Source organism: Methylotenera sp. 1P/1, assembly GCF_000384355.1.
GTDB lineage: Bacteria > Pseudomonadota > Gammaproteobacteria > Burkholderiales > Methylophilaceae > Methylophilus.
The window spans coordinates 428,725-453,799 of record NZ_ARWC01000001.1; the positions used below are offsets into that span (position 1 = coordinate 428,725).

Below are 25,075 nucleotides of genomic sequence, written 5' to 3' on the forward strand. Positions count from 1 at the left end.
ACAGCCAATTCTATATATGCGGTTTTAGAGGATGTAATAGTTGCGCATTTACCAGAAAACAAATCATCGACTTTGCCAATGATTTCGCCATCGCACATTAAGCAATACGATGTAGCGGGGCCACGTTATACGTCTTACCCTACGGCGGATCGCTTTGTAGAAGCGTTTACTGAAGACGCCTATATACAAGCTTTGGCGCAACGCAGAGTGAGTCGTTGGACACAGCCCTTATCTATTTATGTACATATTCCATTTTGCGAATCGCTTTGTTTTTATTGTGCCTGCAATAAAATCATCACCAAGCAACACAAAAAAAGTACGGAGTACTTGCGTTATTTAAGTCGCGAAATTGATTTAAATATTGCCCATTTGGGTCGTGGTCAAACTGTGACCCAATTGCATTTAGGGGGTGGTTCGCCTACATTTTTCTCCGATGAAGAGTTAACTGAGTTGATGACCATGATACGGCATCATTTTGAGTTGCCAATTACCGGTGAGTACTCGATTGAGATAGACCCAAGAACAGTGGATGCGCAACGGCTAGCCCATTTAGCCGCATTGGGATTCAATCGCTTGAGCTTTGGTGTGCAGGATTTTGACGAAGAAGTGCAAAAAGCCGTACACCGTATTCAGCCTGCTGAGCAAGTGTTTGACTTAACGAAAGCGGCGCGTCAACTAGGCTTTAATTCAATTAATGTAGACTTGATTTATGGCTTACCTAAGCAATCAACCGAGTCATTTAAACGTACCTTGGATCAGGTTGTCGAACTTAAGCCTGATCGTGTGGCTTTATATGCCTACGCGCATCTGCCAGAGCGCTTCAAACCACAACGCCGCATCAGCCAATACGAATTACCCTCGGCTGCTACTAAAATCAGTATGTTATCGGATGCGATTAGTACCTTGATGCAAGCTGGCTACATCTATATTGGTATGGATCACTTTGCATTGCCTACAGATGCGTTGGCGATAGCGAAAAAGCAGGGGCGTTTGCACCGCAATTTTCAAGGCTATAGTACACAAGCCGATAGTGATTTAATTGGTTTGGGCGTCTCATCGATTGGCCGCATTGGCGCCACTTACAGCCAAAATGCGAAAGGCCTGGCAGAGTACTACGATCATATTGATCAAGGGCATTTGCCAGTTGCACGTGGGTTGGCGTTATCTCGCGATGATTTGATCAGGCGTGCTGTGATTATGGCTATTATGTGTCATGGTGAATTACAATACGAGTCTATTGAATTATCTTATATGATTCGCTTTAACGAATACTTCTCACAAGAGCTTACTGCGCTGAAAGAAAAAGAACAGGCGGGAATGCTCACCATGGAGCAGGATGGTTTTAAAGTGACTGAGATGGGATGGTTTTTTGTGCGTGCAATCGCCATGGTATTCGATCGTTACCTCCAAATCGATACTAACCGAGCGCGTTTTTCTAAAATTATTTAGTGAACACCTATCGTTGCCTGACATTCCATTTTCATTTGCAGTTGCCACTTTCTTGATGGGTGTTGCAGGCGGCCCGCACTGTGTGGCTATGTGTGGCGGCGCCTGTGCTTATATTCGACAAAACCAATCGCAACCTTACGATTACCTCATATTTCAAGCGGGCAGATTAGTCGGCTATGCCAGCTTAGGCGCAGTAGCGGCTTCTTCAGTCAAAAGTATGGCTTGGGTGTCAGAACAAACCGCCACCTTGCATCCTTTATGGACATTTTTTCATGTGCTTGTGCTTGCTTGGGGGCTAATGTTGTTATTGCTAGCACGTCAACCTATTTGGGCTGACCAAGTAGGTAAGGGTATATGGGCACGCTTACGCCAAGTTGCAGGTCCCTCTAAAGGTGTGTTTTTCACAGGCATGCTATGGGTGCTAATGCCCTGCGGGTTGTTGTATTCGGCCTTACTAGTCGCTTCCCTGCAAGCCAATCCACTCAATGGTGCTATCAGTATGGCTACCTTTGCAGCGGGCAGCAGTATTTCACTTATTTTAGCGCCGCAACTTTGGTTAAAACTTAAATCGGGTATTTCCTGGTTAACAGATGCAACCAGTATGCGTTTGGCAGGCTTATTGCTGACCTTGGTCAGTGCCACTGCGATTTGGATGGACTTAACACATCAAGTAAAAATTTGGTGTAATTGAGTCCTAAGTTTGTTGTGGTTGATGGCCAAAAAAACCTCTAACCTAGTGGAGACTAGGTTAGAGGTAAGTGGAGCAGGTCTAGTGGAGCAATAGGTTAAACTTTTACCGTTAAAACTTTTTACCGATGCCGATACCAACCACCCATGGATTAATATCAAGCGAGTCAATTTTTCTCCATGCATTGCCAGTAACCGCGCCTTTTAACTTCACGTCAGTATCCAGCCATACATATTTAACATCCGCATTAATAAGCCAGCCATCTTTTAAATTAATGTCAAAGCCTGCTTGCAGTGCAGGGCCCCAGCTATCGCTATCAATCTTAATTTTATTGCCGTTGATGGCGCCAGCGCTGCCTTTTAAATTACGGTCTAGCATGATGGTGTAGTTGATGCCTGCACCCACGTAAGGGTCAAATGTTTGGTCAGGATTAAAGTGCCACTGTACAGTTAACGTAGGGGGCAGCAAGTTGACGCTACCCAATGCCTGGTTGCCTACAACCCCAGCACGATCACCTTGAATGCTGACATTGTGGCGAGTACCCACTGCCAAAATCAACTCAGCAGCAATGTTTTTAGTAATGTAGTAAGAAATATCCAACTCAGGAATCACTTTATCGCTCACAGCCAATTCTGCGCTGGGTGTCATGACAGATGCACCCACAACGTTATTCACAGTGCGACCTAATTTGCTGTCTTCATTTGGGCTGACATTCACTGCACGCAAGCGAACTACCCAATCGCCTTCCTCGGCGTAAGCAAAAAAAGGTGTAAAAGATGTGGCAATTAAAAGGCTAATGATTGTTTTTTTCATTTTTTTTGAACTCCGTATGTAAATTAAGAATCTGATGATTTGCATCTTACGTGTGTATTTCTTAAGTAGATTTGATATGGGTCAAATGGAATGCACTTAAATTCCATAAAATACAAGCATGAGGAGAGCGTAATGATTGGGAGCTATGGCATGACAAATTTGAATCAACTAAAAGGCAAAATTCAAGCCTCTTGGACTAAGTTAACGGATGATGATTTTGATACAAATGGATTAAGGCGGCAGCAAATTGTGTTGAAGTTACAAGAGAAGTATGGCTATAAAAAAGAACAGGCTGAAAATGCCTTGAAAGATTGGGAAATAAAGAACAGAAGTTTTCTCTAATTAACTCATGTATTTAGTGTGAGAGTTTGATTGCGACTAAGTACGCACAGAATTTTTATGTGCCTGTGGTATTGCAAACCAAACCAAACCAAACGAAACCATTTTATAGTCCGAACGGACTAGATAAACCGCGTATTTAGTCATCTTGATGAAATCTGGCTAAGACATCCTTACACCCTATTCACAAACGTTTGTTTGATGTTTGTAACGAAGAGGGTTTATGGTTAAAAAGCGAATAAAATCAACAAGTCATCAGCTTGTCAAAACATACACAGCGCTTTTGTCTGCCTCACGATTTTTGCTGGATAACGTGAGCTCACTGCTACGTATCCGTATATTCAATAAATTGGCTTCTGATTCTAGTTGTTCAACTACCGCGCAGCATTCAGCATTCAACTTATCACCACAAGCTTTTATTTTAGATGCCAGCGTTTCTGAGTCTGGCTATGTTGGTACTTGGTATCACGACTACTCACAAACAGCCAAGCCCTTACGCGTCATGATGCTGGGGTTACGTGGCTTTCCGCAGGTGCAGGGTGGCATAGAAACACATGCAGAGCATTTAGCGCCATTGTTAGTTCAGCAAGGGTGTCAGTTGGAAGTGATTGTTCGTGCCGCGTACCAACCGCAGGCAGTGGGCAATGTATGGCAGGGCGTTAAGTTCACACGTTTGTGGGCGCCTAAATCAAAAGGTTTAGAAGCCATCGTACATACCTTTTTGGGTGTGATATATGCCGCCATCAAGCGCCCTGATATTTTGCATATCCATGCCATTGGCCCGGCACTGATGACGCCGTTAGCAAGATTACTCGGCCTAAAAGTGGTGATCACGCATCATGGGCCAGATTACGATAGACAAAAATGGGGTAAGTTTGCCAAGTGGGTACTCAAAGCGGGGGAGTGGGCAGGTATGCGCTTTGCCAATGGCAGAATTGTTATCTCAAATGTCATTCGCGAACTTGTTGCGCACAAGCATGGCGTGCATTCGGAAATCATTCGTAACGGCGTGGTCATGCCTAGCTTAGATACATGCGATTCACATTTGGCGCAGTTTGGCTTGGAAAAGCAGCGCTATATCTTGCAAGTAAGTCGGTTGGTGCCTGAAAAGCGTCATTTAGACTTGATCCATGCATTTACACAAGCACGTTTTAACGGCTACAAACTGGTATTAGTGGGCACATCCGACCATCCGGATGCGTATGTTGCACAAATTGAACAAGCTGCCCGCGCGAATAGCAATGTTGTACTCACAGGATTTCAAACAGGAGATGTGTTGAAGAGTCTGTACACGCATGCCGCTTTGTTTATATTGCCATCCTCGCATGAAGGGCTGTCTATTTCATTGTTAGAGGCATTGAGTTACGGCTTGCCCGTGTTAGCGAGTGATATACCTGCTAATAAAGAATTGGAGTTGAACCCAATGGCTTATTTTGAATTGGGCAATATTGAAATGTTGACCGAGAAAATGCACTCAAAATTACATCATCCGCAATCCGAAGAAGCCAAAATGGACAAGCGTGCATGGATAGATAGCCAATATAATTGGCGGAAAGTGGCTGAAAAAACCTATAGCGAATATCGTAGGGCTGCTACTGATTAAGATAACACCCACTATTGGCGCGGCATAGTTACACCAATCTATTCATGCATCTAAGTTTTAGATAAGGTTTTAAGTTAGATAAGGTTTTAAGTAAGCAGCTAAACATTGCTAATCGTTTAGCATAGTCATTTCACTCGGTTTGCTAATTGCGCTACATTATTAAGTGCGCAACATTATAAGACCGCTGCATTAGTAGACAACCACCTCACTACATCATCTCAGTCACAACATGCCCGTGTGCTAAGTAGATTACGCGAATATTGATCCCAAAAATAACCAAGCCATTGCGTGTAGCTTGCCTTATATGCAAGAAAAAACAAACAAAATTGAACTGGACGCAGTTCATTCTGTCGGATGCTTAAAGCACCATTAAAGATGCTTTAACGTATTGACCCATTAGCCCTTTCAGGCTAATCTGATACTAAATGACTATCACTTTCATAAAACTTTAATTACAGTGTCATGTGGATAGCACATCCTCTGTTGAGGGAAAATATTTTTAATATGAGGAGTTTTAAAATGAGTTTAATGAAAGCCTTAGCATTCGCTTTATCTCTGAGTGCACCAATGCTAGTTTCCGCAACAGAATCCGTGCCTTTTAACCTATCACCTAATGGCAATAACCTATATGTGGCCAGCACTGGTGATGTGGTACTTACTTTTTTATCCAAGGATGCTGATTACTTCAATGATTTGTTCTTGGCTGGTATCGCTACACCAATTCTAAATAATCAATCTGCTGTTTCTGGTGCCCAGTTCAATTTAGGTAGTTTTGAAGCTGGTACACAACTTACATTTGGTATGTTTGTTTACAACACAAGCAATACGTTTTACAACGGGGCTGCATCTCTTAACCCAGATGGTTTAATTCATGCTGCTTATAGCGACGTGGTTGGTAACAATGTGACCATTGGTTTTGAAGACTTGTTTGCAGGTGGTGATACAGACTATAACGACTTAGTGTTTTCATTGAATAATGTGTCTGTGTCTGCCGTACCAGAGCCAGAAACTTATGCCATGTTGACCTTGGGACTTGGTTTAATTGGTTGGGCAAGCAGACGCCGCCAGTCAAAATAATCACAATAGTCATCTCAAATTAAAAAAAGCGATTGTTTCAATCGCTTTTTTTATGGGCGCTGTTTGCCAAATTGCAATGGCCGTCATAGTAAGGTCATGAATCATCGCTAACATGCTGACGAAGGTAGTAATCGTCACAGCAAAGAGAGCATGCAATGAAAGCAATGATTTTAGCGGCAGGCAAGGGCACACGCGTCCGTCCGCTTACTTATGAGTTACCTAAGCCTATGATTCCCATATTAGGCAAGCCAGTCATGGCATATTTGATTGAGCATTTGGCACAGCATCAAATTAAAGACGTGATGGTAAATGTCAGCTATTTACATGAAAAAATTCAACAGTATTTTGGCGATGGACATCGCTTTGGCGTCAATATTGGCTATTCGTTTGAAGGCGATATAGACAATGGGAAAATTGTACCCAGCCCCGTAGGGTCAGCAGGTGGCATGCGCAAGATTCAGGATTTTGGTGGGTTTTTTGATGAAACCACGATTGTCATTTGTGGGGACGCCATCATTGATTTGGATATTACCAAAGCGGTCGCTGAGCATAAGCAGAAGGGCGCTTTAGTCAGTTTGGTGGCCAAAGAGGTACCTACAGATAAAGTGTCCGGCTATGGCATTGTCGTCACCGATGACGCCGGAAAGATTATCTCTTTTCAGGAAAAGCCAACACAGCAAGAAGCCCGTTCCAATTTGGCGAGTACTGGCATTTATATCTTTGAGCCAGAGGCGCTCAACCTGATTCCATCCGGGAGTACGTTTGATATCGGGTCGGATTTGTTCCCGCTGCTGGTCGAAAGAAATTTGCCGTTTTATGCTATCAACCATCCTTTTAACTGGATCGATATTGGCTTAGTCTCCGATTACTGGTTAGTCATGCAGCAAGTCATGCGTGGTGAAGTACCTAGCATGCCGATGCCTGGCACCCAAATTAAGCCTGGTGTGTGGGTGGGGTTAAATGTACATATTGATTGGGAGCACACCAGCATTGAAGGCCCCGTGTATTTAGGCTCTGGCGTTAGAGTGGATAAAGGCACACAGATTATTGGCCCAAGCTGGATCAGTAATGGCTGTCATATTCAACGCGGTGGGCGTGTAGTGCGTAGCGTGTTGTTTGAATACACCCGTGTTGGGCAAGACTATACGTTTGAAGACATGATCGTATGCGGTGAGTATTGTGTAGATAAAAGCGGGCGCATGATGCATGTGGATGATGATGCTTGTGATCTGATTTGGTCGGATGCCCGTGAAAAAGTGATCTATCCAATGAATTACGCACATGCAAGGCTATAAGGTAATGTGGACATTAAGTTAATGTGATAGTGGGGCACTAGTGCAAATAGACTACGTGCGTACATCGGCATGTCATCTGCCTTAAATAGCATAACTCATATTTTAAACTCCCCGTTGGCGTGTTTGTGATGAATGATTTTGCATCACGCCTTTTTTCTTATCAGGCCTGTGAGTTGTTACAAAACTGTAAAAAAACTGACACTTAGTATTCATGCTAGTGTCATTCACATGGTCAAGAATAGTGCACTAATTATAATTAAATCAAAGAGCACTATCATCATTACTCAGCCCAGCCACCAGACGAGCCACCCAGAAGCGGAAGCCATGCTAAGTGCCGAGCAGCGCTTAGTGTTTATGGAGGTGATTGAGGAATCGTTACGTTTAACGCAACGCACACACCTATTTAATTGGCTGCAACGGGGCGTGCAATATTTAATTGGGCACGAAGTCATGCTGTTTGGCGTGCGTTCCTCGGATAGTGATTTATATGATTATGAGTACTTCACCTCATCGCGCTATTTTGGTGAGTTGCAGTTTAATCAGGTGATTAAAAAAGACGAAGGTATCGTCAGAAAAGCATTGGCTACATGGAACAAAACCGGCACGCCAGTCTTTGTGACCAACCAAATCATGCCGGTCGATTTTAATCATTATGGCGTGATGAGCGCCGAAGACGATGAGCTATTGGCTGCTGAGCTTAAAAACTTTGTAGTGCATGGGTTTGGTGACAACCGTACACGCATTTCTACGGTAGTTGCATTTGGCCGCCTGTCTTCTCCTATTTCTGCGCATACCGCCTATTTGCTGGAACTGATCATGCCGCATTTGCATTGCGCATTGATTAAAGTGACTGCGAATCGTAGCGGCGTCTCAATGATATTAAATACGCCGCACACCACTAAAAAAATCACGAAACGTGAGTTTGAGATTTTGCAGTGGTTACATATGGGCAAAACCAATTGGGAGATTTCTTCTATTTTGGAAATTAGCCCGTTGACCGTCAAGAATCATGTCCAAAATATTCTGCGCAAATTAGATGTAGAGAATCGCGGTCAAGCGGCTGTCAAGGCTGCCAAGTTGGGCTTAGTCACCATCTCCAATTAGCTTTTCTAGCTGTGAATTTAATCGTCACAAAATCTGCATCATTCCTAGTTCTTTCGGACTAGTTTATCTCCAATAAATATCACACCGTCTTTTTATACTTTTAAGTGAGTAATAGGTTTGATTAAGCGCCATTACCAGTAGTCCAGACAGACTAGATGAAAAGTTAGGGATGTCATACGCGGTGATTAAAGTGGCGAAGTCGCTTAATTAGATGGCATAAGCGAGATAGGTTGCCAAATAGCAGCACATATTGGCAAACAGTAGTGTTAAGTGTTTTTTTTAATTTTTTGGGAGAAAAGTATGAAATTTCAATTGAAAGCATTGGCAGCAGCAATGGTATTGGCAGCAGCTGTGCCAGCACAAGCGGCTATCGACTTTGCTAGTACAGGTAACAGCAGTTTGTCATTAGCAGTGTTCGATTCAGTAAATAACGTATCTGCATTGTTTGACTTAGGTAAAAGCTACAGTGATTTTAGTGTTATCGGTAGTTCATTTGCAGACAGCAACATAGACGCTTTGGGTACAAATCTATCATGGAATTTGACCGGTGGTGATTATTCTACTGCTTGGAATACATTCCTATCTTCAGCAAATATTGCAAACTTGCAGTTTGCAGTAATCGCTGCAGACAATAATGCAGGTACAGCAGCTGGTAACAAAGGCATTATTAGTACATTAAATGCTGAAACAGTTACTAGCGTAAACAATCTTGTATTGCTAGCGCAACTTGCTGCTTGGGATTCCTACTTGGCTGCTGGGCAAACTGATAATGGCACAATTTACCAAAATCATTTACTGGTGGATAACGGTGCTAGTGTTGGTAACTCTGGTAAAGCAAATACATTGGTCTATTTTGGCCAAAATAAAAACAATGCCGCAGGTGGCGTTTCAGTGGGCAATATTGGCCAATCTTTAGCGGTATATCAGCAGGTGTCTGGCCCTTCTACAACGTCAACAGGCGCATTCACACTTTTTGGTAACAACGCAACTTTCACATTAGGTACTAATGGCGTATTGACTTACGCAACTGCCCCGGTTGTTGAAGTGCCAGAAGCTGATACATGGGCCATGATGATGTTGGGCTTAGGCTTTATGGGCTTTGTAGCACGTCGTAAACAAGCGTAATTCGATTCAAACTCTGCCACGGCGAAGCGCTCGCCATCTACTGAAATAAACGAGTAGACCCTGAAATTGCTTCAGGGTGGCGGACTACTTATACCTATTATTTGAGGGAACGATCATGAAAATGAAACAAATCGCATTATTGGTGGCTGGCTTAGCGGCTTCAGCTTCTGTATTGGCAGCACCTGTGACTGTGGGCGAAATTGATGCTGCACGTTCAGCAGGTACATTGCAACAAGCTTGGATCTCTGGTGCATCTGCACCAACTAAATCAGTATACGAAGGCTGGGTAGGTTCTGGTACAGGCGTAGGCTGTGACTCTGGTACTAATACTATTTTTACTAACGCAACTGGCGCTTCAAACGTACCGGGTGGCTTAGGTAACTTTACTGCTTATGCATGTAAACGCTCTGGTATCGTTTCTGTGTTGTATCACACATTAGACGGCGGTTCATTGAATGCCTATTCACCACACACTGTGGGTACACGTTTAGCACGCCTTAAATTTGTAGGTACAGGTAACGGTTGTACATCAAACGCAAGTTATGTAGATGCAACCAATACTGAAAACAATGCAACCGTATGGAAGGGTTGTACTCGCGTAGGTAATGTATTGCCAGGTACGGGTGCTACGGCAGCATCCAACTCAGCCAATGCAACTGCAGTTGCGGCTGATCCATTTGCACCACAATTACCAGTAGGCGGTTTTTCTGATGTGGAAGCCGCCTTATTTCCACCAGTAATCGGTGGCGGTAATGTGTCTGCTAAAGGTGTTGAAAGTGATGCTAACGTAGGTCAAGTATTTGGCGTGGCAGTCAGTACGCATTTATACCGTGCATTGCAAGCTAAGCAAGGTTTGTCTGATGTGAACTCAACGACATACGACCCAGTCAATGCGCCAACCATTACACGTGCACAGTATGTGGCTATTGTTAGTTCAGGTGGTGCAGCTAACGGTGACTGGACACCTATTTTAGGTAGCAATCCGGGTAAAGTAAAAGTGGAGCGCCGTGTAAATACCTCTGGTTCACAAGCGAGCTCAAACGCATTCTTCTTAGCAAACCCGTGCGCTGATGGCGCAAGTGCTTCACTCTTCCCAGCAGCAACTGCAACTGACTCAACAACAGATTACGTTGTGACTGAGAATGCAGGTTCAGGCGATGTAAAAACACGCATCACTACTGCAACTTCAACGGGTGGCGTAGAAGGTTACGCAATCGGTGTGTTATCCACTGAGAATAACTGGCGCTTAGACAGTGGTACACAAAATGGCTACCGCTATGTCAAAGTAGATGGCGTACACCCAGAGTTAGGTGATACTGAAAATGCACGTGTAACAGCGACAAACGGCGACTACGAGTTCCACATGGAAATGAAGAACTTTGTACGTAGTAACTATGCTGGTGTACCTGCTAAAACAGCGTTTGAAAACAATGTTGTCGGCCAAATCACTGCAGCATTGGCTAACCCACAAGCAGCAGCTTGTGCAGTATTGCCACGTGGCTTGACATTAAACCCACTGGCTGGCTCTGTATGTACAGTTGGCGCACAAGTAGCACGTGCAACTAACTTGGGTAAAAACTGCTCACCAGCACAATTAGTACAATAATCTAACTTTCTCTGTCACACACAGAGTAGCTAGTCAAAAGCACACACCTCACAAGGGTGTGTGTTTTTTTATGTGCAATAGATGTTGATGCGGACTAGTCTGTTTCATCAACTTGAAACATAGATTTTTGATAATGATGGAGTTTTTATAAATTGAAGTTGGTATGCAAACACCTCTCTTGCGAAAGCCCATAGCGAAACACAGATGGACTTACATATTGTTATTGCTGGCACCTTTACGTGTGCTTGCTGAGCATGCGGAGGCACCACCAGCGCCTAGCACCGAGCAAGATGGCACAGCCCCATTTAGTCAATCCAATGGTTCTCCGGCTCCGGCCAAGACCACGCAAGCACCTGAAAAAGAAACGCCTACGTTTAATGTGTTTGAGTTTAAGGTGGATGGCAATACCGTGTTAGGCGCCAGCAAGATTGAAGAAGCGGTGTACCCGTTTATGGGTGAGGCCAAGACCATTGATGATGTAGAGAAGGCGCGTAGTGCATTAGAAAAAACTTATCAAGATGCTGGCTACCTGACAGTGTCTGTGAGCATTCCGCAACAAGAGGTAGATACCGGTGTGGTGCGCTTGTTAGTCACAGAAGGCACGGTAGAAGCATTACGCATCAAAGATGCGCAATATACCTCTTTGGCAGAAATTAAATCACGCGTAGCGGAATTTCAGGAAGGCAAAGTACCGCATTTTCCTACTGCGCAGCAACAATTGGGCACAGTAAATAAAGGCCAAAACCGCCAAGTGACGCCTGTGCTAAGGCCTGGAAAATCGCCCGGCAAAGTGGATGTGGATTTAAAAGTACAAGACAAACTGCCTTTGCATGGCAGCTTAGAATTGAATGATCGTTACTCATCTAACACCACAGAAACACGTTTGAATGGCTCGATGCGCTATGAAAACCTTTGGCAAAAAGACCATAGCATTGGTTTGAGTTTTCAAGTCTCGCCAGAAGATTTGAACGAAGTGAAAGTGTTCTCTGGCACGTACGTGATCCCGCGCTTGAATGGTGATTACTTTGCTGCTTACGGCGTGATCTCGGATAGTGATATCAGTGCGGTGGGTGATGTGAGTGTGATTGGTAAGGGCTACATTGCTGGCGCGCGCTATATCCATCCCTTGCCGTATAGCGAGAATTTTTATCAAGGTCTGACGCTGGGTGCTGATTACAAAACCTTTAAAGAAAGCGTTGTGTTGCTGGGCGCGGACGGGTTTAACACACCGATTTCTTATCTCGCCTTTATGGTGGGTTACGACGGCACGTATCAAACGCCAAGCTCGCAAACGCAACTCAACCTTGCCTTTAACTTTGCGCCACGTGGCTTGGGTAACAATGAGCGCGAATTTAATGATAAACGTGATGATGCCAAGCCTAACTATGCATTTTTACGGGCGGATTTAAAACACACGCACAAACTGCCCATGGATTGGTCTGTGCAGGCCAAGTTGGGCGGCCAAATTGCGAGCGATAAATTGATCTCAGCTGAGCAATTTACCATTGGGGGCGTGGATTCCGTGCGTGGTTATCTTGAATCCAGCGAGTTAGGTGATAACGGTGTACTTGCTTCTTTAGAACTGCGCACGCCGCCACTCAAAAAATATATCAGTCAGCATTTATTCAGTGACTATATCAAAGACTTCTATGCCTTTGGGTTTGTAGATGCAGGCATCACAAAAACATACCTGTTATCAGGGAGCGATAGTACGCGTGAGCTCACTTCGGCCGGGTTGGGTTTCAAGATTAAAAGCAATGGTGGTGTATTTACCAACCTAGATTATGCGCACGCTTACAAAGATGCGGTGCAGGTCGACAAGGGTGATGATCGCCTACATTTTAGAGTGGGCTACGAGTGGTAACCGTTAGTTAACGTAAATCCATATTGGCACGGCAGCAAAGAAAAGGAAAATACAATGAATCAAGGCATATATAAACTAGTGTACAGCCGTGTGCTTCACATGATGGTGCCTGTCTCTGAGGCTGCCAAAGGACATGTGAGCAAGAGTGGTCGCCGTATCCGCAAAAAAGTTGCACAGGCGCTGCAATATACCTTGATGCTGAGCTTTACGATGGTGGGGAATGCGTGGGCAGAACAGGTATTGCCTGCTGGTATCAGTATTCGTGGTATTTCGGACGGCTCTACGCGCGTGATTTCATCCGATGCAAACTCTATTAATTTTCAACAACTTAAACCCAATGCGATTGTTGATTTTAACCAGCTTAACTTAGCACGTGGCCAGAATTTTAATGTTGATATGCTGCCTACTTGGTCAATGTTGAGCCGTGTGCATGACATCAACCCCAGCATACTAAACGGTAACGTGAACGCAGCCGGTAACCTATATTTTCTGAATGCATATGGCGTCATTATTGGCAAAGATGCGCAATTTAATGTGGGCTCGCTATACGCGGGTACATTGAATATTACGGATGAGTTATTTCAATCCGGCTTTGTGAACGACCAAACCTTTACCAAAGCCTTTGAGCTTGTGGGTACATTGGACTTAACTGACGCAGCGCGCGCCAAGGTGGAAAATGCACAAGTGTTAGTGCAAGGCGGTGCCCAAATCACCACGGCTAACAATGGCAAGGTGATGCTATTTGCGCCCAATGTCAAAGTGGAAAAAGAAGGTGTGGTCACGGATATCAATGGTGTTGTACAAAAAGACGCCAACGGCAACGCCATCATGCGCGAGACATTAATCCGCACACCAGAAGGCCAAACTATTTTGGCCGCCGGTAAAAAGATTTACTTAAAAGGCGCCACAGACCCGGCGGGTTTTTTGGTGGAAGTGGATGCCGGCGGTTCTGCCGTCAACTTAGGTAAGATTGTGGCAGAGCGTGGCAATATCACCATGATGGGCTTAGCCGTGAACCAAGGCGGCACCTTGACTGCCACCACATCGGTACGTGCCAATGGCTCGATTAAACTGATAGCGCAGGACAAAGCAGATGAAACATCACCAGGCATAGTGACAGGTGCGCGTAATGGTGCTGTGACCTTGGGTAAAGGCAGTGTGACCGAAGTGAAGCCGGATTATGCGGATAAAGAAGAAACGATCGTATCGCAGCCATTTAAAACCTCGGATGTGACGATTGAGGCCAGCTTAATTAATATTGATGGCAAAGTCAGCGTGAAGGGCGGCAATGTGACCGCTAAGTCTGAGTTTGATGCTTCTAGCGCCCTCAAATTTGATAGCAATGGCAATGTGGATTTAAGCTTAGATCCAACCATTGCAAAAGCTGGTGTGAATAAGCGCCGTATCTATCTGGGTGAAAATGCCAGCATTGATGTTTCCGGTGTAGATGCCATTGCACCGATGTCTCGTAATCAGTTAAAAATAGAGCTGTTTTCTGATCAATTAAAAGACAATCCGATCTTGCGTGACAGTGGCTTGTTTAAACAAACCGTGTATGTGGATGCGCGTAAAGGCACGGATTTATTGGATATACAGCCATTCTTGGATTTGGTTGGGGCAACAGTAGCAGAGAAAATGACCAATGCCGGTACCGTCACACTCTCCACTAAGCAAGATTTGATAATTAACAAAGGCGCAGTGATTGATGTTTCAGGTGGGTCTACTACTTACACCGCCGGTACCATTAAAGAATCCCAGTTAGTGTACAACGGAAAATTAGTCCCTATCTCGGAAGCAAAGCCAGGTGTGGCGTATGACCAAGTGGCCGATAGTAAAAAAATTGTGGATGAAAAATGGGGAACAGTCAAAACCTATACCTTGGGTGGTACCACCCAACAAGTGAACAGCTATTTTGAGGGCGCAAATGCAGGCACAGTGGATTTGACCACGCCTGTTGCCGCACAAAATACGCAAAATCTAGTGCTGGCGGGGCAATTGATTGCCAATACCAAGGTCAGCAGAGAGCAGTTGCTCAAACAGGAAGTGCCTGAACATGGCAAGCTGCTAGCCAGTGCAAATAGGTTAGTGATTGATAAGCAAGCAAAAGGGTTAGCAAGCGATTTCAATTTTAACCAAGCGTTGCCTGACAGTGAAAATTACCAATCGGTGATTAGCAGTGACTTTTTAGCCAATGGCTTTAATGATGTGGATTTAACCAAAGTAACAGAACTTACGGTCAATACTCAGCTGAATGTGAAGCCACATGGCCAGCTAGTGTTTGGCAATGGTGGTGCAGGCACTACCACGCAAATCAACGCTAGCATTTACGCGCCTAATTCGGACATTTTGTTGCAATCGTTGCGTACCAATGTTGCTGACAACATCACCATTAGTACGGCTGGCATATTTACTAATGATAGACCAGTGATCGCTGGTGCGTTGACGCGTGAAGTAGCTGCCAATGGCGGAAGTATCACCTCCGGGAAAATAGAGGACGATGAAAATGCACCATTAGACGCTTCTTCCGGGGTGGTTGTGTTGGGTAAGAATGTGATCTTAGATGCTTCAGCTGGCGCATGGGTAGACAGTAGCGGTGTGTTACATACGGGTGAGGCTGGTGATATCAGTTTTAAAACGAACCAAAATATTGATAGTAGTACGCGCTTGCAATCTTACGGTTTTGACCATGGCGGTCGCTTAGCCATTAATTTTATTAAGGTGGGTGAGCAAGGTGCTGACCAACCGGCCACATTGAATATAGCCAATAATTTGAGTGGTGACTTTACTGTCAATAATGATTTTTTTAGCAAAGGCGGTTTCTCTGCGTTTGATTTGACAGCCTTTAACGTTAATATTGGCGCACAAGGCGCACCTGCACAGCAAGTCTATGGCTTGGCACAAAACTGGCGCATCAATGCTGGTTACCTGAATCAGAGTGGAGGGCAAGCCATTTCAGCCATGGCCAAACCTATCGTTCAGGCGGATTATTTGCGCGAGGCGGTCTCGCTTAACTTTACCGCAAAGCGTGTTGCTGAAGGTGAGGATTTGAGTACGTTGAATTTGGCGGAAAATACAACGATACGTACGGACAGGGGTGGCAGTGTATCGCTGAGTGCCGGTAAGCAAGTGAATGTATTGGGAGATATCACCACCCCAAGTGGTCATATCAATATTCGTATTAATGATGCTGATGCTACGTTGCTAGCAGACCAAACACAAGCTGTGTATATTGGTGAGAATGCCTATCTTAGTGCTGCAGGCTCCACTGTTACTTTGCCAGGCTCGCGTGCAACGCTATTAAATACGCAAGTATTTTCTGCCGGTACCATTGACATCAATACGCCAAATAATAGCTCTGATCCGGTAAAAGGTGCGACCATTATCAAACAAGGTGCGGTACTGGATGTATCTGGTGCGGCGGTCATCAATGATACAAAAACCACTCAAGGCTATGTGAGAGAAACCCTGTATGGCGATGCTGGCACCATTTCACTCACCGGCACAGGGGCTTTGCTGGTAGATGGTGACTTTAAAGCCGGAGCAAGTGGCACTGGCCGTGATGGCACCTTGAATATGACCTATAACGCCAGATTGAACAATGACTTTACGCCGATAGTGGCCAGCACTGAAACCGTAGTGTTGACCAACAACAAGCAATTGTCGGCAGCAGGATTTAACATGGGCGATGCTGTTAAAGAAGGTAATGGCGTAAATGAGCCTTACGTTAAAGCACAATTGTCCGCTGACCAAATTGAGCAGGGTGGTTTTGCCAATGTCAGTGTGAAATCATTTGCTACACAACCTGTTGTCAACGATAAAATTGAGTTGGCGGATGGGTTTTCACTGAATATCGCCGGTAACCTAACGTTGGAAACCCCCATTTTGCATGTGCAGAATGATGGTATCGCCAACATCAATGCCGGGCATATTACTTTTAAAAGCCCTACTTTATTTTTTGATCCAAGTAGTGTAGTGGCGGGCAATGGCCAACTGACCACGCAATCTAAACAAGTGTATGTTGACGGCTTAATGGGCATTTCTGGTACGCAGCAGTTGGCCATCAATACAGATTTGGATATTCATGGGCAGGGTACCAGCACTTATGTGCAGGATGACTTAGATGCCACAGAGTCTGGCCTGACTGCGAATGGTGAAATCACGCTGACCGCGCGTCAGATTTACCCAGACTCCGGTGCAAAGCTGAAGTTTGAAGCATTGGGCACTGCAAGTAAAGTCACCGTGAATAGCAATGGCAAAGCCGCTACGCCAGTGCTTTCCGCAGGGGGTGAGCTCACACTGAAAGCCGCAGATGTGGTGCAAAACGGCGTGTTGACTGCGCCGTTTGGTCGCATTAACTTGGTGGGCAGTAACTCTGTTACCCTTACCAGCAATAGTAAAACCAGTATTTCCGGTAGCGGGCAGAATATTCCGTTTGGGATTACGACTACCGGCGGTGAAGTATTTAACCCTAGTGGCGGTGCCACAAGGCCATTGGTAGAAAAAACTATTGATATCGATGGTAAAAATGTAGATTTGCAACAAGGCGCAGTATTGGATTTATCTGCCGGTGGCGATATGTTTGCCTATGAATGGGTGCCTGGTATTGGTGGTAGCAAAGATATCCTAGCGCAGCCCAATACCTATGCGGTGATCCCTACCTTGAAAGGTGAGTTTGCACCTACCGATTTAACTTACGCAGGCAGCTCTGCAGGGGTGGGTGTCGGTCAATCGGTATATCTAAGTGGTGTGCCTGGCTTGCCGCCTGGTATGTACACTTTGTTGCCTGCGCGCTACGCACTAGTACCGGGCGCCTATGTGGTACAAACCCAATCTACCAATGTATTACCGGGCACTGCGGTCAAACAGCAAGATGGTAGCACCTTGACTGCAGGTTATTTTGGGGATGTCAGCACTGGTGCACGTGATGCTAACTGGTCTACATTTAAAGTACTGGATGGTGCTATTTTCAGGCCAGCTACAGGCGCGGTGTCACAATCACCATCGCAATATATCCTGACTAGCGCCAATACCTTCTTTAATAATCCACTCAAAACGAATGGTGCGGAAGTGAATACACCTCTGGATGTGGGTAAGCTCAGTTTAAGCGCAAGCCAATTAGCATTAAATGCGCACGTCATTGCCAATACGCAAGTAGGCGGTAATGGCTTAGAGGTCGATATCAGCTCAGGCAAGATTCGTGTAGTAGATGCGCAAGACAACAGTAACGATGGTAGTTTGCAACTCACCGCCGCCAGCTTGAATGCACTGAATGCAGAAAGCGTGTTATTGGGCGGTAAACGTCAATTGGTGAAAGGCGTGACGGACATCACGACCGTGGCGGATAGCGTAGTGATTGAAAATACCGGCGCACAAGTGTTACGCACCACAGAGTTTATCGCAACAGCGAACCAACAGGTGGTGGTGAATGCTAATGCAGTGATTAATACTGGCGCGGCAGCAGCTAAGCCCGGCGAAAAAGTCATCACTAGTAATGGTCAAGGCGCGGTGTTGGCGCTGTCATCCAAAAACAATATCACTTATAGCCGTAATGGTGGCTCTGCCAGCGCGACGCAAGGCGAGTTGATTGTGCATGAAGGTAGCCAGCTCATCGCGGGTAATTCAGCAGTATTGGATGCGACCAATAATGTAAGCTTAAAAGGGGATGTGAAGTTAAGTGATGGCGGTAAGGTAACGTTGGGCGCTAAACGTATATTGATTGGTGATGCACCGCAAGGCACAGCAGGATTAAATGTTACCGCTGCGTCTTTGGCAGCATTGGGCCAGCTTAAAGCACTGACACTGAACAGTTATAGCAATATAGATACGTTTGGCGCAGTGAATGTGGGCAATAACAACTTAGACTTAACCTTTAATGCTGCTGGCATCGTCGGGCACTTAGCTGCGGGTGAAAGTGGTGCACCAAGTAGCAATGTTGCCAGCGTGATTACGGCCAACACTTTTACGCTGAAAAATAACCAAGATGCTGTGTTGATTGGCACTGCGGACAACTCAGGCAGAGCGCTGAATATCAACGCTAACACAGTACGATTTGAAGGTGAGCAATCGCCGGTCATGACGAATGGTCAATTAGCCACGACGGATCAGACCACAGTGCAAGGGTATAGCCAGTTGAATATCAACGCTGGCGAAGTACGTACGGCGGCTACTGGACAAACTAATCTGAACGTTGCGCAGACCAATATCAACGCAGGGCGCATCACCAGTGAAACTGGTGGAAAATACACACTGAAAGCCAGCGATACGTTAAATACGCAACAAAATACAACCGTGAACTTGGGCGCAAACACGCAGTTTGGTGGGCAATTGACCATTGCGGCTGATCGCCTGAATGTCGCGAGCAACATCGAGTCATTATCTGGTCAGGTTACATTGCAGTCTAACCAAGATTTAACCTTGGCCTCGGGTGCAAGTATATCTGCAAACTCACAAACCATAGGCTATTACACCACTACCCAGCATTTGAATGCAGGTAAGGTGACTTTGAGTTCTGCTAACGGCAATGTGAATGTAGACACAGGCGCAGCGGTGAGTGTGACCAGTACCGGCGATGCGAAGGCCGGTATGGTGCAAGCCAATGCCACGCAAGGTACGCTTAACTTAAATGGTACGCTTAACGGTAAGGCCAATGGCACTGGGCTAGGTGGCCAGTTGGATGTAGACGTGAAGACATTGGCGAGCCTGACGGCGACAGACCAAAAAGCGACAGGCTTTAGCGAATCAAGGCATTACCGTGCGCGCACTGGTGATGTGGCGATTACCGGTACAGGTGATCAAGCCTTGACCGCGCGTGATATTAGCGTGTCGGCAGATGCAGGCAATATCCGTGTGAGTGGCGATATTGTTGCCACAGCCCCAAAAAATAGTCGTGTAGGCTTATATGCCAATCAAAACCTTACCTTAGAAAGCACCGCCAATATTCAGGCCAATAGCACTAAGTCTGGAGAAGCAGGCGGTAAGGTGGAGTTGTTTACCCAACAGGGTACGCTAGCACTCGAGAATGGCTCCAAGATTAACGTAGCAGGCGGTACTGGCGGTGCCGGTGGCGATGTGCATTTACGTGCGCCAAGAACAGGTGCAGGTGCTGGTAATGGCGTTGCGGTAAGCGCTTTAGCAACGGCGATTAATGGTGCAAAATCCACGGTGCTAGAAGCATTTAAAGTATTTACTGGCGTGACTACGGTGACTACAGGTAATAGCACAGGTGCAACGCTTGGGTTTAATACTGTAGCCAATGACGTGTCGGATTTTATGGCCAACAAAGATAATATTGTGGCGAGCTTAGGCAAGAGTGGTGACGATAGTTTCCATCTACGTGCAGGTACTGAAATTCAATCAAGCGGCAATTTAACTGTGGCCAGTGATTGGAATTTGTATAGCGAAACCCGTGCCGGTAATGAGCCCGGCGTATTGACCTTACGCGCGGCTGATAATTTGATGTTGAACGGCAGCATTAGCGATGGCTTTACCACGGCGCTACCTACAGGCCTGATTGGCAGTGGTGATGCATGGGCGTATCGTTTGGTGGCCGGTGCAGACTTTAATTCAGCCAGTCCTCTAGCCACGGTTGCCTCTGCCAAAGCAGGTGATGGTAGTTCTGTCACCGGCAATTTAACGTTAGCCAATAACAAACTGATTAGAACCGGTACGGGCGATATTGATATTGCAACCGGTGGCGATGTCATCATGCGTAATGCCTCATCTGCTATTTATACGGTAGGTACACAAGCGCAAGCATTGGATGGTTTTGATGCGCCTACAGCTGGGAACCCACTCTATTTAAGCAATGGTGGCGATATACGTGTCACTGCTCAAGGCAATATTGTGGGTGCTGAACCAGCAAATGGCCGTCAGTTAATTAACCAATGGTTGTTTAGACAGGGCGGTGGCAACAGTAATTTAGATACCACATGGTGGGTGCGCCCAGATCTGTTCAAACAAAGCCTAGCGACACTTGGCGGCGGCGATATTGAATTGCGAGCAGGTGGTGATATTTCCAACTTCTCTGCTTCTGCGCCAACCACTGCGCGCTTTGATAATTTTGGTACAACGGGTGACCTTGCGACCAATGTACAACGTATCGATGGTGGTGGCGATGTTACCGTGGTAGCAGGCAACAACATTAACGGCGGTGTGTATTTTGTTGCAAAAGGGGATGGCAACATCAATGCCGGTGGCGCTATTCAACCGCAAGAGGGTGCATCTGGTACCGTGCTGGCATTGCAAGATGGACAATGGGATGTAAATGCTGGTCGTGACATTCGGATCGATGCGATTATCAACCCAACATTGGTGGCACAGTCAAGCTCAGCCTCGCCCAATAACGCCTTAACTGGGAATGCTCCTGTAAGTGATGCTAGTGGCAAAAATAGTTACTTCAATACGTACTCACAAATTGCCAGTGCAAATCTAGTTAGCCAAGTAGGGAATATCAACTTAGCAACTGATATTGTAACGTTGAGCGCAGCAACAGGCTTGGATACTTTAGTTACCAAGACATTATTATATGCGCCAACAAATATTTCTGCTTCTGCACATGATGGGAATGTCAATGTTGGAGACATTACTCTCCTTCCATCAAGCACGGGAAATTTTAATGTATTTGCAGCAAATGACATTGGTTTAGGGTATGTTGGAATGTCAGATGCTAATCCAAATGTATTGCCTAGTATTAATAGCCCAGTATCAAGAGCAAGCTTTGTCAGTACTATTATTTCAGATCAATTATTAACCCACAGCCCAGATTTGCTCCATCGTAATGATACGCAGCCTGTGTATATTGTGGCGAAAGAGGGCGATATTTTTGCTAATACCCCTAACGCTATAGTGAGCATGCCTAAACAGACCAAAGTTGTCGCTGGTAATGATATTGTAGGGTTAAATTTTGCGCTACAAAATAACCGCACGACCGATATTAGCGTGATTAAAGCGGGTAATGATGTGAACACGCAAAACATTACGGTGGCTGGCCCTGGTGAGTTATTAGTACAAGCGGGGAGAAATGTTGATTTGATCTATTCAAACGTGACGACCATTACCACTACTGGCAACTCCGGAACTACCAATCGGATTTTTGACCAAACATTTGCATGGCGTGCCAATACGGCGCTGCCAAAAGAGGGTGCATCTATCACTGTGCAAGCTGGAGTAGGCCTAGGCGCTGCGGTACAGGCGTATATTAACCAATATGTATTACCAACAGGCACTGGCCCTGTAACTTTGGCCGATGACGCTAAACGCTTGGCCGAATATCGTAAAGCTACTGCGCAAGCAGTCACGGATTTTATGCGTAAACGTAATGGTGACAACGCACTGAGTGATGACGATGCGTTAGCACAGTTTAGCGCGCTGGATGTAGAAGCAAAGACGATATTTTCTAATCGCCACCTCACTTCTGAGTTGATTGGTTCCGCCAAAGACTTTGCCAAAGCAGGCAACCATGCACGTGGTGAAAATGCGATTGCCAGCTTGTTTCCAACGCTCAGTCAAGGTGATATCTTATTGTTTAACAGCAAAGTATCGACCAACAGTGGTGGTAGCATCGATCTGATTGCGCCGGGCGGCCTGATTAACGTCGGTGTGCCGGGCCGAGGCGGCGATATTGGCATCATCACGGAAAAAGGTGGGGAGATTCGCGCGATTGCTGATGGTGATTTCCAAGTCAATCAATCTAAAGTCATTACACAGTTCGGCAGTGATATCGCTATCTGGTCTACGCACGGCACGATCGATGCGGGTCGTGGTTCCAAAACGGCTACTTCTGTGCCAGAACGTATTGTGCAAACCGATGCTTTTGGTAACACCATTATTGAAGTACGTGGCGTAGCTGCCGGTAGTGGTATCCGCGCGCAGAGTTATGATCCGGATGGTCCGAATGGCCCGAAAGTAGAGCCGAAAAAAGGGACTGTCTATCTAACAGCGCCAACCATTGATGCAGGTGAGGCTGGGATTGAAGCAGGTGACCTTTTTGCAGTTACTCAAAACTTCCTCAATGCGATTAATGTGCAGATACAGGGCACGTCATCTGGCGTCCCAATTGCCGCAACTTCTAGCATTGCTGGTGTTGGGGCAGGCTTATCGCCAGATGCAGTCAACTCTGCTACACAATCTGTAGTGAATAGCGTAGCCCAGTCTGCAAATAACAGTTTTGTGAAACCTACATTACCGTCCATTATTTCTGTTGATGTGATTGGTTTTGGTAATTAATAAATAACATTAAATAATATCAATAAATTACTGATTTATAATAAAAATATAGCCTGTATCTTTATCAAGAGGTACAGGCTTTTTTTATAGGTAATTTGTGCAAGGACTAGTCCTTTTTTAATCAAACTGACACATTACATTCATACAATGCCTGCAAGTCTAATTTTATAAGTACATGGCATGTTCACCACAATTTTTGCATTTACCACACAACGTTTTACCAAGATTTTTGTTGCTGCGTTACTCACCATTCATGCTGGGCTTTCACACGCAGAGTGGAATGCAGACTGGCCTGTACGTAACAAAGTTAGCATTAACCCGCAGGCGTTGGGGGTAAGTGAGCCAGCCGTTGCTTTGATGCGCTTACATTCTGGCAACTTTGACTTTACCAGTGTCAATGTGGATGGCTCGGATATTCGCCTGATTGCGGCGGATGATAAAACAGAGCTCAAATTTTATATTGAAAAATTTGATGCAGTGAATGAGTTGGCAACCATTTGGGTGCAATTGCCCACCATTGCCGCCGGTGAGAAAGATGCACATATCTGGGTATATTCCGGCAACGAAAATGCAACTACCGCCAGTAACGAAAAAGCACTGGTAGCAGCCAGTACCACAGGCCTGTTCCATTTTGCCGAAAATGGCTTGTTAAAAGACAGTAGCGCAAACAATTTGACCGCAACTGGCGCAATCACTGCACAAAAAGCAGGGTTGATTGGTGAGTCTGCCGTATTTAATGGCGCTGCGCTCAGCATTGCCGCGAACCCAGCCATCACCTATGCCAACGGCTTTACCTGGTCCGCTTGGATTAAACCTGCCAGCCTGCCGCAAACCGCAAGCTTATTTGCGCAAGCCGATGGCGCAACATTGACCATTGATGCACAAACGCTGCAATTAAACATTGGCGATGCCTTGATTTCTGGAGGCGAGCTCAAAGCCACCACTTGGCAGCATGTTGCATTCACCATTAACAACGGTGCGGCCACGTTATATGTAAACGGTGCAGAAGTGGCTACAGGCGCAGCACCTGTACTTACCCCAGCCGCTGCGATTAGCATTGGTGAAGCATATCTCGGTGAGATGGATGAGATGCAATTGGTCAATACCGCGAGCAAAGCGCACATTCAACTCGCTGCAAGCAGCCAAGGTGTGGATAGCAAAATATTCGCAGTGGCTGCCGGAGAAGGGGGTGAAGGCGAAGAAGAAGGTGAAGCGAACTATATCGGCATCTTGATTGGCAGCTTGACGCTCGATGCCAAGATCGTGATTGCTATCCTGGCGGTGATGTTTGCTATTAGTGCGTGGGTCATGTGGACGAAAGCGCAACTGGTGGCAAAAACCGATAAAGACAATAAAAAGTTTTTAGCGCGCTTTCAAAAAGCCAGTGGTAAAGAATTGCTAGAGTTAGACAAAGGTGCTCACTTCCCCAACTCCAATCTATTTGGCTTATACCAAGCCGGCTTACGTGAAATTAAAAAGCGTGAACATGATGGCCAACTATCCCTCAGCGGCGCCTCTATGGACGCCATTAAAGCAGCGATTGACGCAGACTTGGTACGCGAAACACAACGCCAAAATGCCGGCATGGTATTGCTGACGATTGCGATTTCCGGCGGGCCATTTTTAGGCCTATTAGGTACGGTAGTGGGCGTGATGATTACGTTTGCCGCGATTGCAGCAGCCGGGGATGTGAACGTAAACGCGATTGCGCCGGGTATTGCAGCAGCGTTGTTAGCGACTGTGGCTGGCTTGGGTGTGGCGATTCCAGCTTTGTTTGGTTACAACTACTTAGCCAGCCGCATTAAGAACATCACCATTGCCATGCAAATTTTCGTCGATGAGTTTGTGACACGTACCGCAGAGCTGTTCGGTAAAGAATAGGGCAGGC

The 25,075-nt window shown here is 45.7% G+C and carries 13 protein-coding genes; 12 read left to right on the forward strand and 1 reads right to left on the reverse strand.

All coding sequences use genetic code 11. From position 1 onward, the window contains the following. Positions 1-78 precede the first annotated feature (78 nt). Together hemN and A3Q3_RS0102040 are read left to right on the forward strand one after the other, a co-directional pair. The gene (gene hemN / locus A3Q3_RS0102035; protein ID WP_033424997.1) at positions 79-1,449 is read left to right on the forward strand and encodes an oxygen-independent coproporphyrinogen III oxidase; all 1,371 of its coding nucleotides are present in this window, start codon (positions 79-81) and stop codon (positions 1,447-1,449) included. 13 nt (positions 1,450-1,462) lie between these two features. Beyond that, positions 1,463-2,140 carry a sulfite exporter TauE/SafE family protein gene (locus A3Q3_RS0102040; protein ID WP_020181903.1) on the forward strand — a complete coding sequence of 226 codons (678 nt, stop codon included), beginning with the start codon at positions 1,463-1,465 and terminating at the stop codon, positions 2,138-2,140. 108 nt (positions 2,141-2,248) lie between these two features. Here the strand turns inward: A3Q3_RS0102040 and A3Q3_RS0102045 are convergent, their stop codons facing one another. Next, entirely contained in the window at positions 2,249-2,950 is a 702-nt protein-coding gene (locus A3Q3_RS0102045) for an OmpW family protein (protein ID WP_020181904.1), read from the reverse strand. A gap of 150 nt (positions 2,951-3,100) precedes the next feature. On the opposite strand from A3Q3_RS0102045, the gene A3Q3_RS0102050 reads away from it, so the two are divergent. The 10 genes from A3Q3_RS0102050 (at position 3,101) to A3Q3_RS0102100 (ending at position 25,068) form a co-directional block, all read left to right on the forward strand. Next, entirely contained in the window at positions 3,101-3,292 is a 192-nt protein-coding gene (locus A3Q3_RS0102050; RefSeq protein WP_232418328.1) for a CsbD family protein, read from the forward strand. 280 nt (positions 3,293-3,572) lie between these two features. Further along, entirely contained in the window at positions 3,573-4,892 is a 1,320-nt protein-coding gene (locus tag A3Q3_RS13505; protein WP_232418330.1) for a glycosyltransferase family 4 protein, read from the forward strand. A 519-nt stretch (positions 4,893-5,411) separates the two neighbouring features. After that, positions 5,412-5,969: an FxDxF family PEP-CTERM protein gene (locus A3Q3_RS0102060; protein WP_051086408.1), complete on the forward strand. Its 558-nt coding sequence runs from the start codon at positions 5,412-5,414 to the stop codon at positions 5,967-5,969. Between the two features lie 155 nt (positions 5,970-6,124). Beyond that, complete coding sequence (locus A3Q3_RS0102070) at positions 6,125-7,264, forward strand: sugar phosphate nucleotidyltransferase (protein ID WP_020181909.1); 1,140 nt, start codon at positions 6,125-6,127, stop codon at positions 7,262-7,264. Between the two features lie 324 nt (positions 7,265-7,588). Then, positions 7,589-8,368: an XrtB/PEP-CTERM-associated transcriptional regulator EpsA gene (epsA, locus tag A3Q3_RS0102075; RefSeq protein WP_052185068.1), complete on the forward strand. Its 780-nt coding sequence runs from the start codon at positions 7,589-7,591 to the stop codon at positions 8,366-8,368. Positions 8,369-8,668: 300 nt separating this feature from the next. Further along, positions 8,669-9,493: a PEP-CTERM sorting domain-containing protein gene (locus A3Q3_RS0102080; protein ID WP_020181911.1), complete on the forward strand. Its 825-nt coding sequence runs from the start codon at positions 8,669-8,671 to the stop codon at positions 9,491-9,493. Between the two features lie 115 nt (positions 9,494-9,608). Then, on the forward strand, positions 9,609-11,099 hold the full coding sequence (locus A3Q3_RS0102085) for a hypothetical protein (protein WP_020181912.1): 1,491 nt from the start codon (positions 9,609-9,611) through the stop codon (positions 11,097-11,099). A gap of 163 nt (positions 11,100-11,262) precedes the next feature. Next, positions 11,263-12,963 carry a ShlB/FhaC/HecB family hemolysin secretion/activation protein gene (locus A3Q3_RS0102090; protein WP_081623256.1) on the forward strand — a complete coding sequence of 567 codons (1,701 nt, stop codon included), beginning with the start codon at positions 11,263-11,265 and terminating at the stop codon, positions 12,961-12,963. A 54-nt stretch (positions 12,964-13,017) separates the two neighbouring features. Next, complete coding sequence (locus A3Q3_RS0102095; protein WP_020181914.1) at positions 13,018-23,187, forward strand: filamentous haemagglutinin family protein; 10,170 nt, start codon at positions 13,018-13,020, stop codon at positions 23,185-23,187. A 180-nt stretch (positions 23,188-23,367) separates the two neighbouring features. Continuing rightward, on the forward strand, positions 23,368-25,068 hold the full coding sequence (locus A3Q3_RS0102100; protein ID WP_020181915.1) for a MotA/TolQ/ExbB proton channel family protein: 1,701 nt from the start codon (positions 23,368-23,370) through the stop codon (positions 25,066-25,068). The last annotated feature ends 7 nt before the right edge of the window (positions 25,069-25,075 follow it).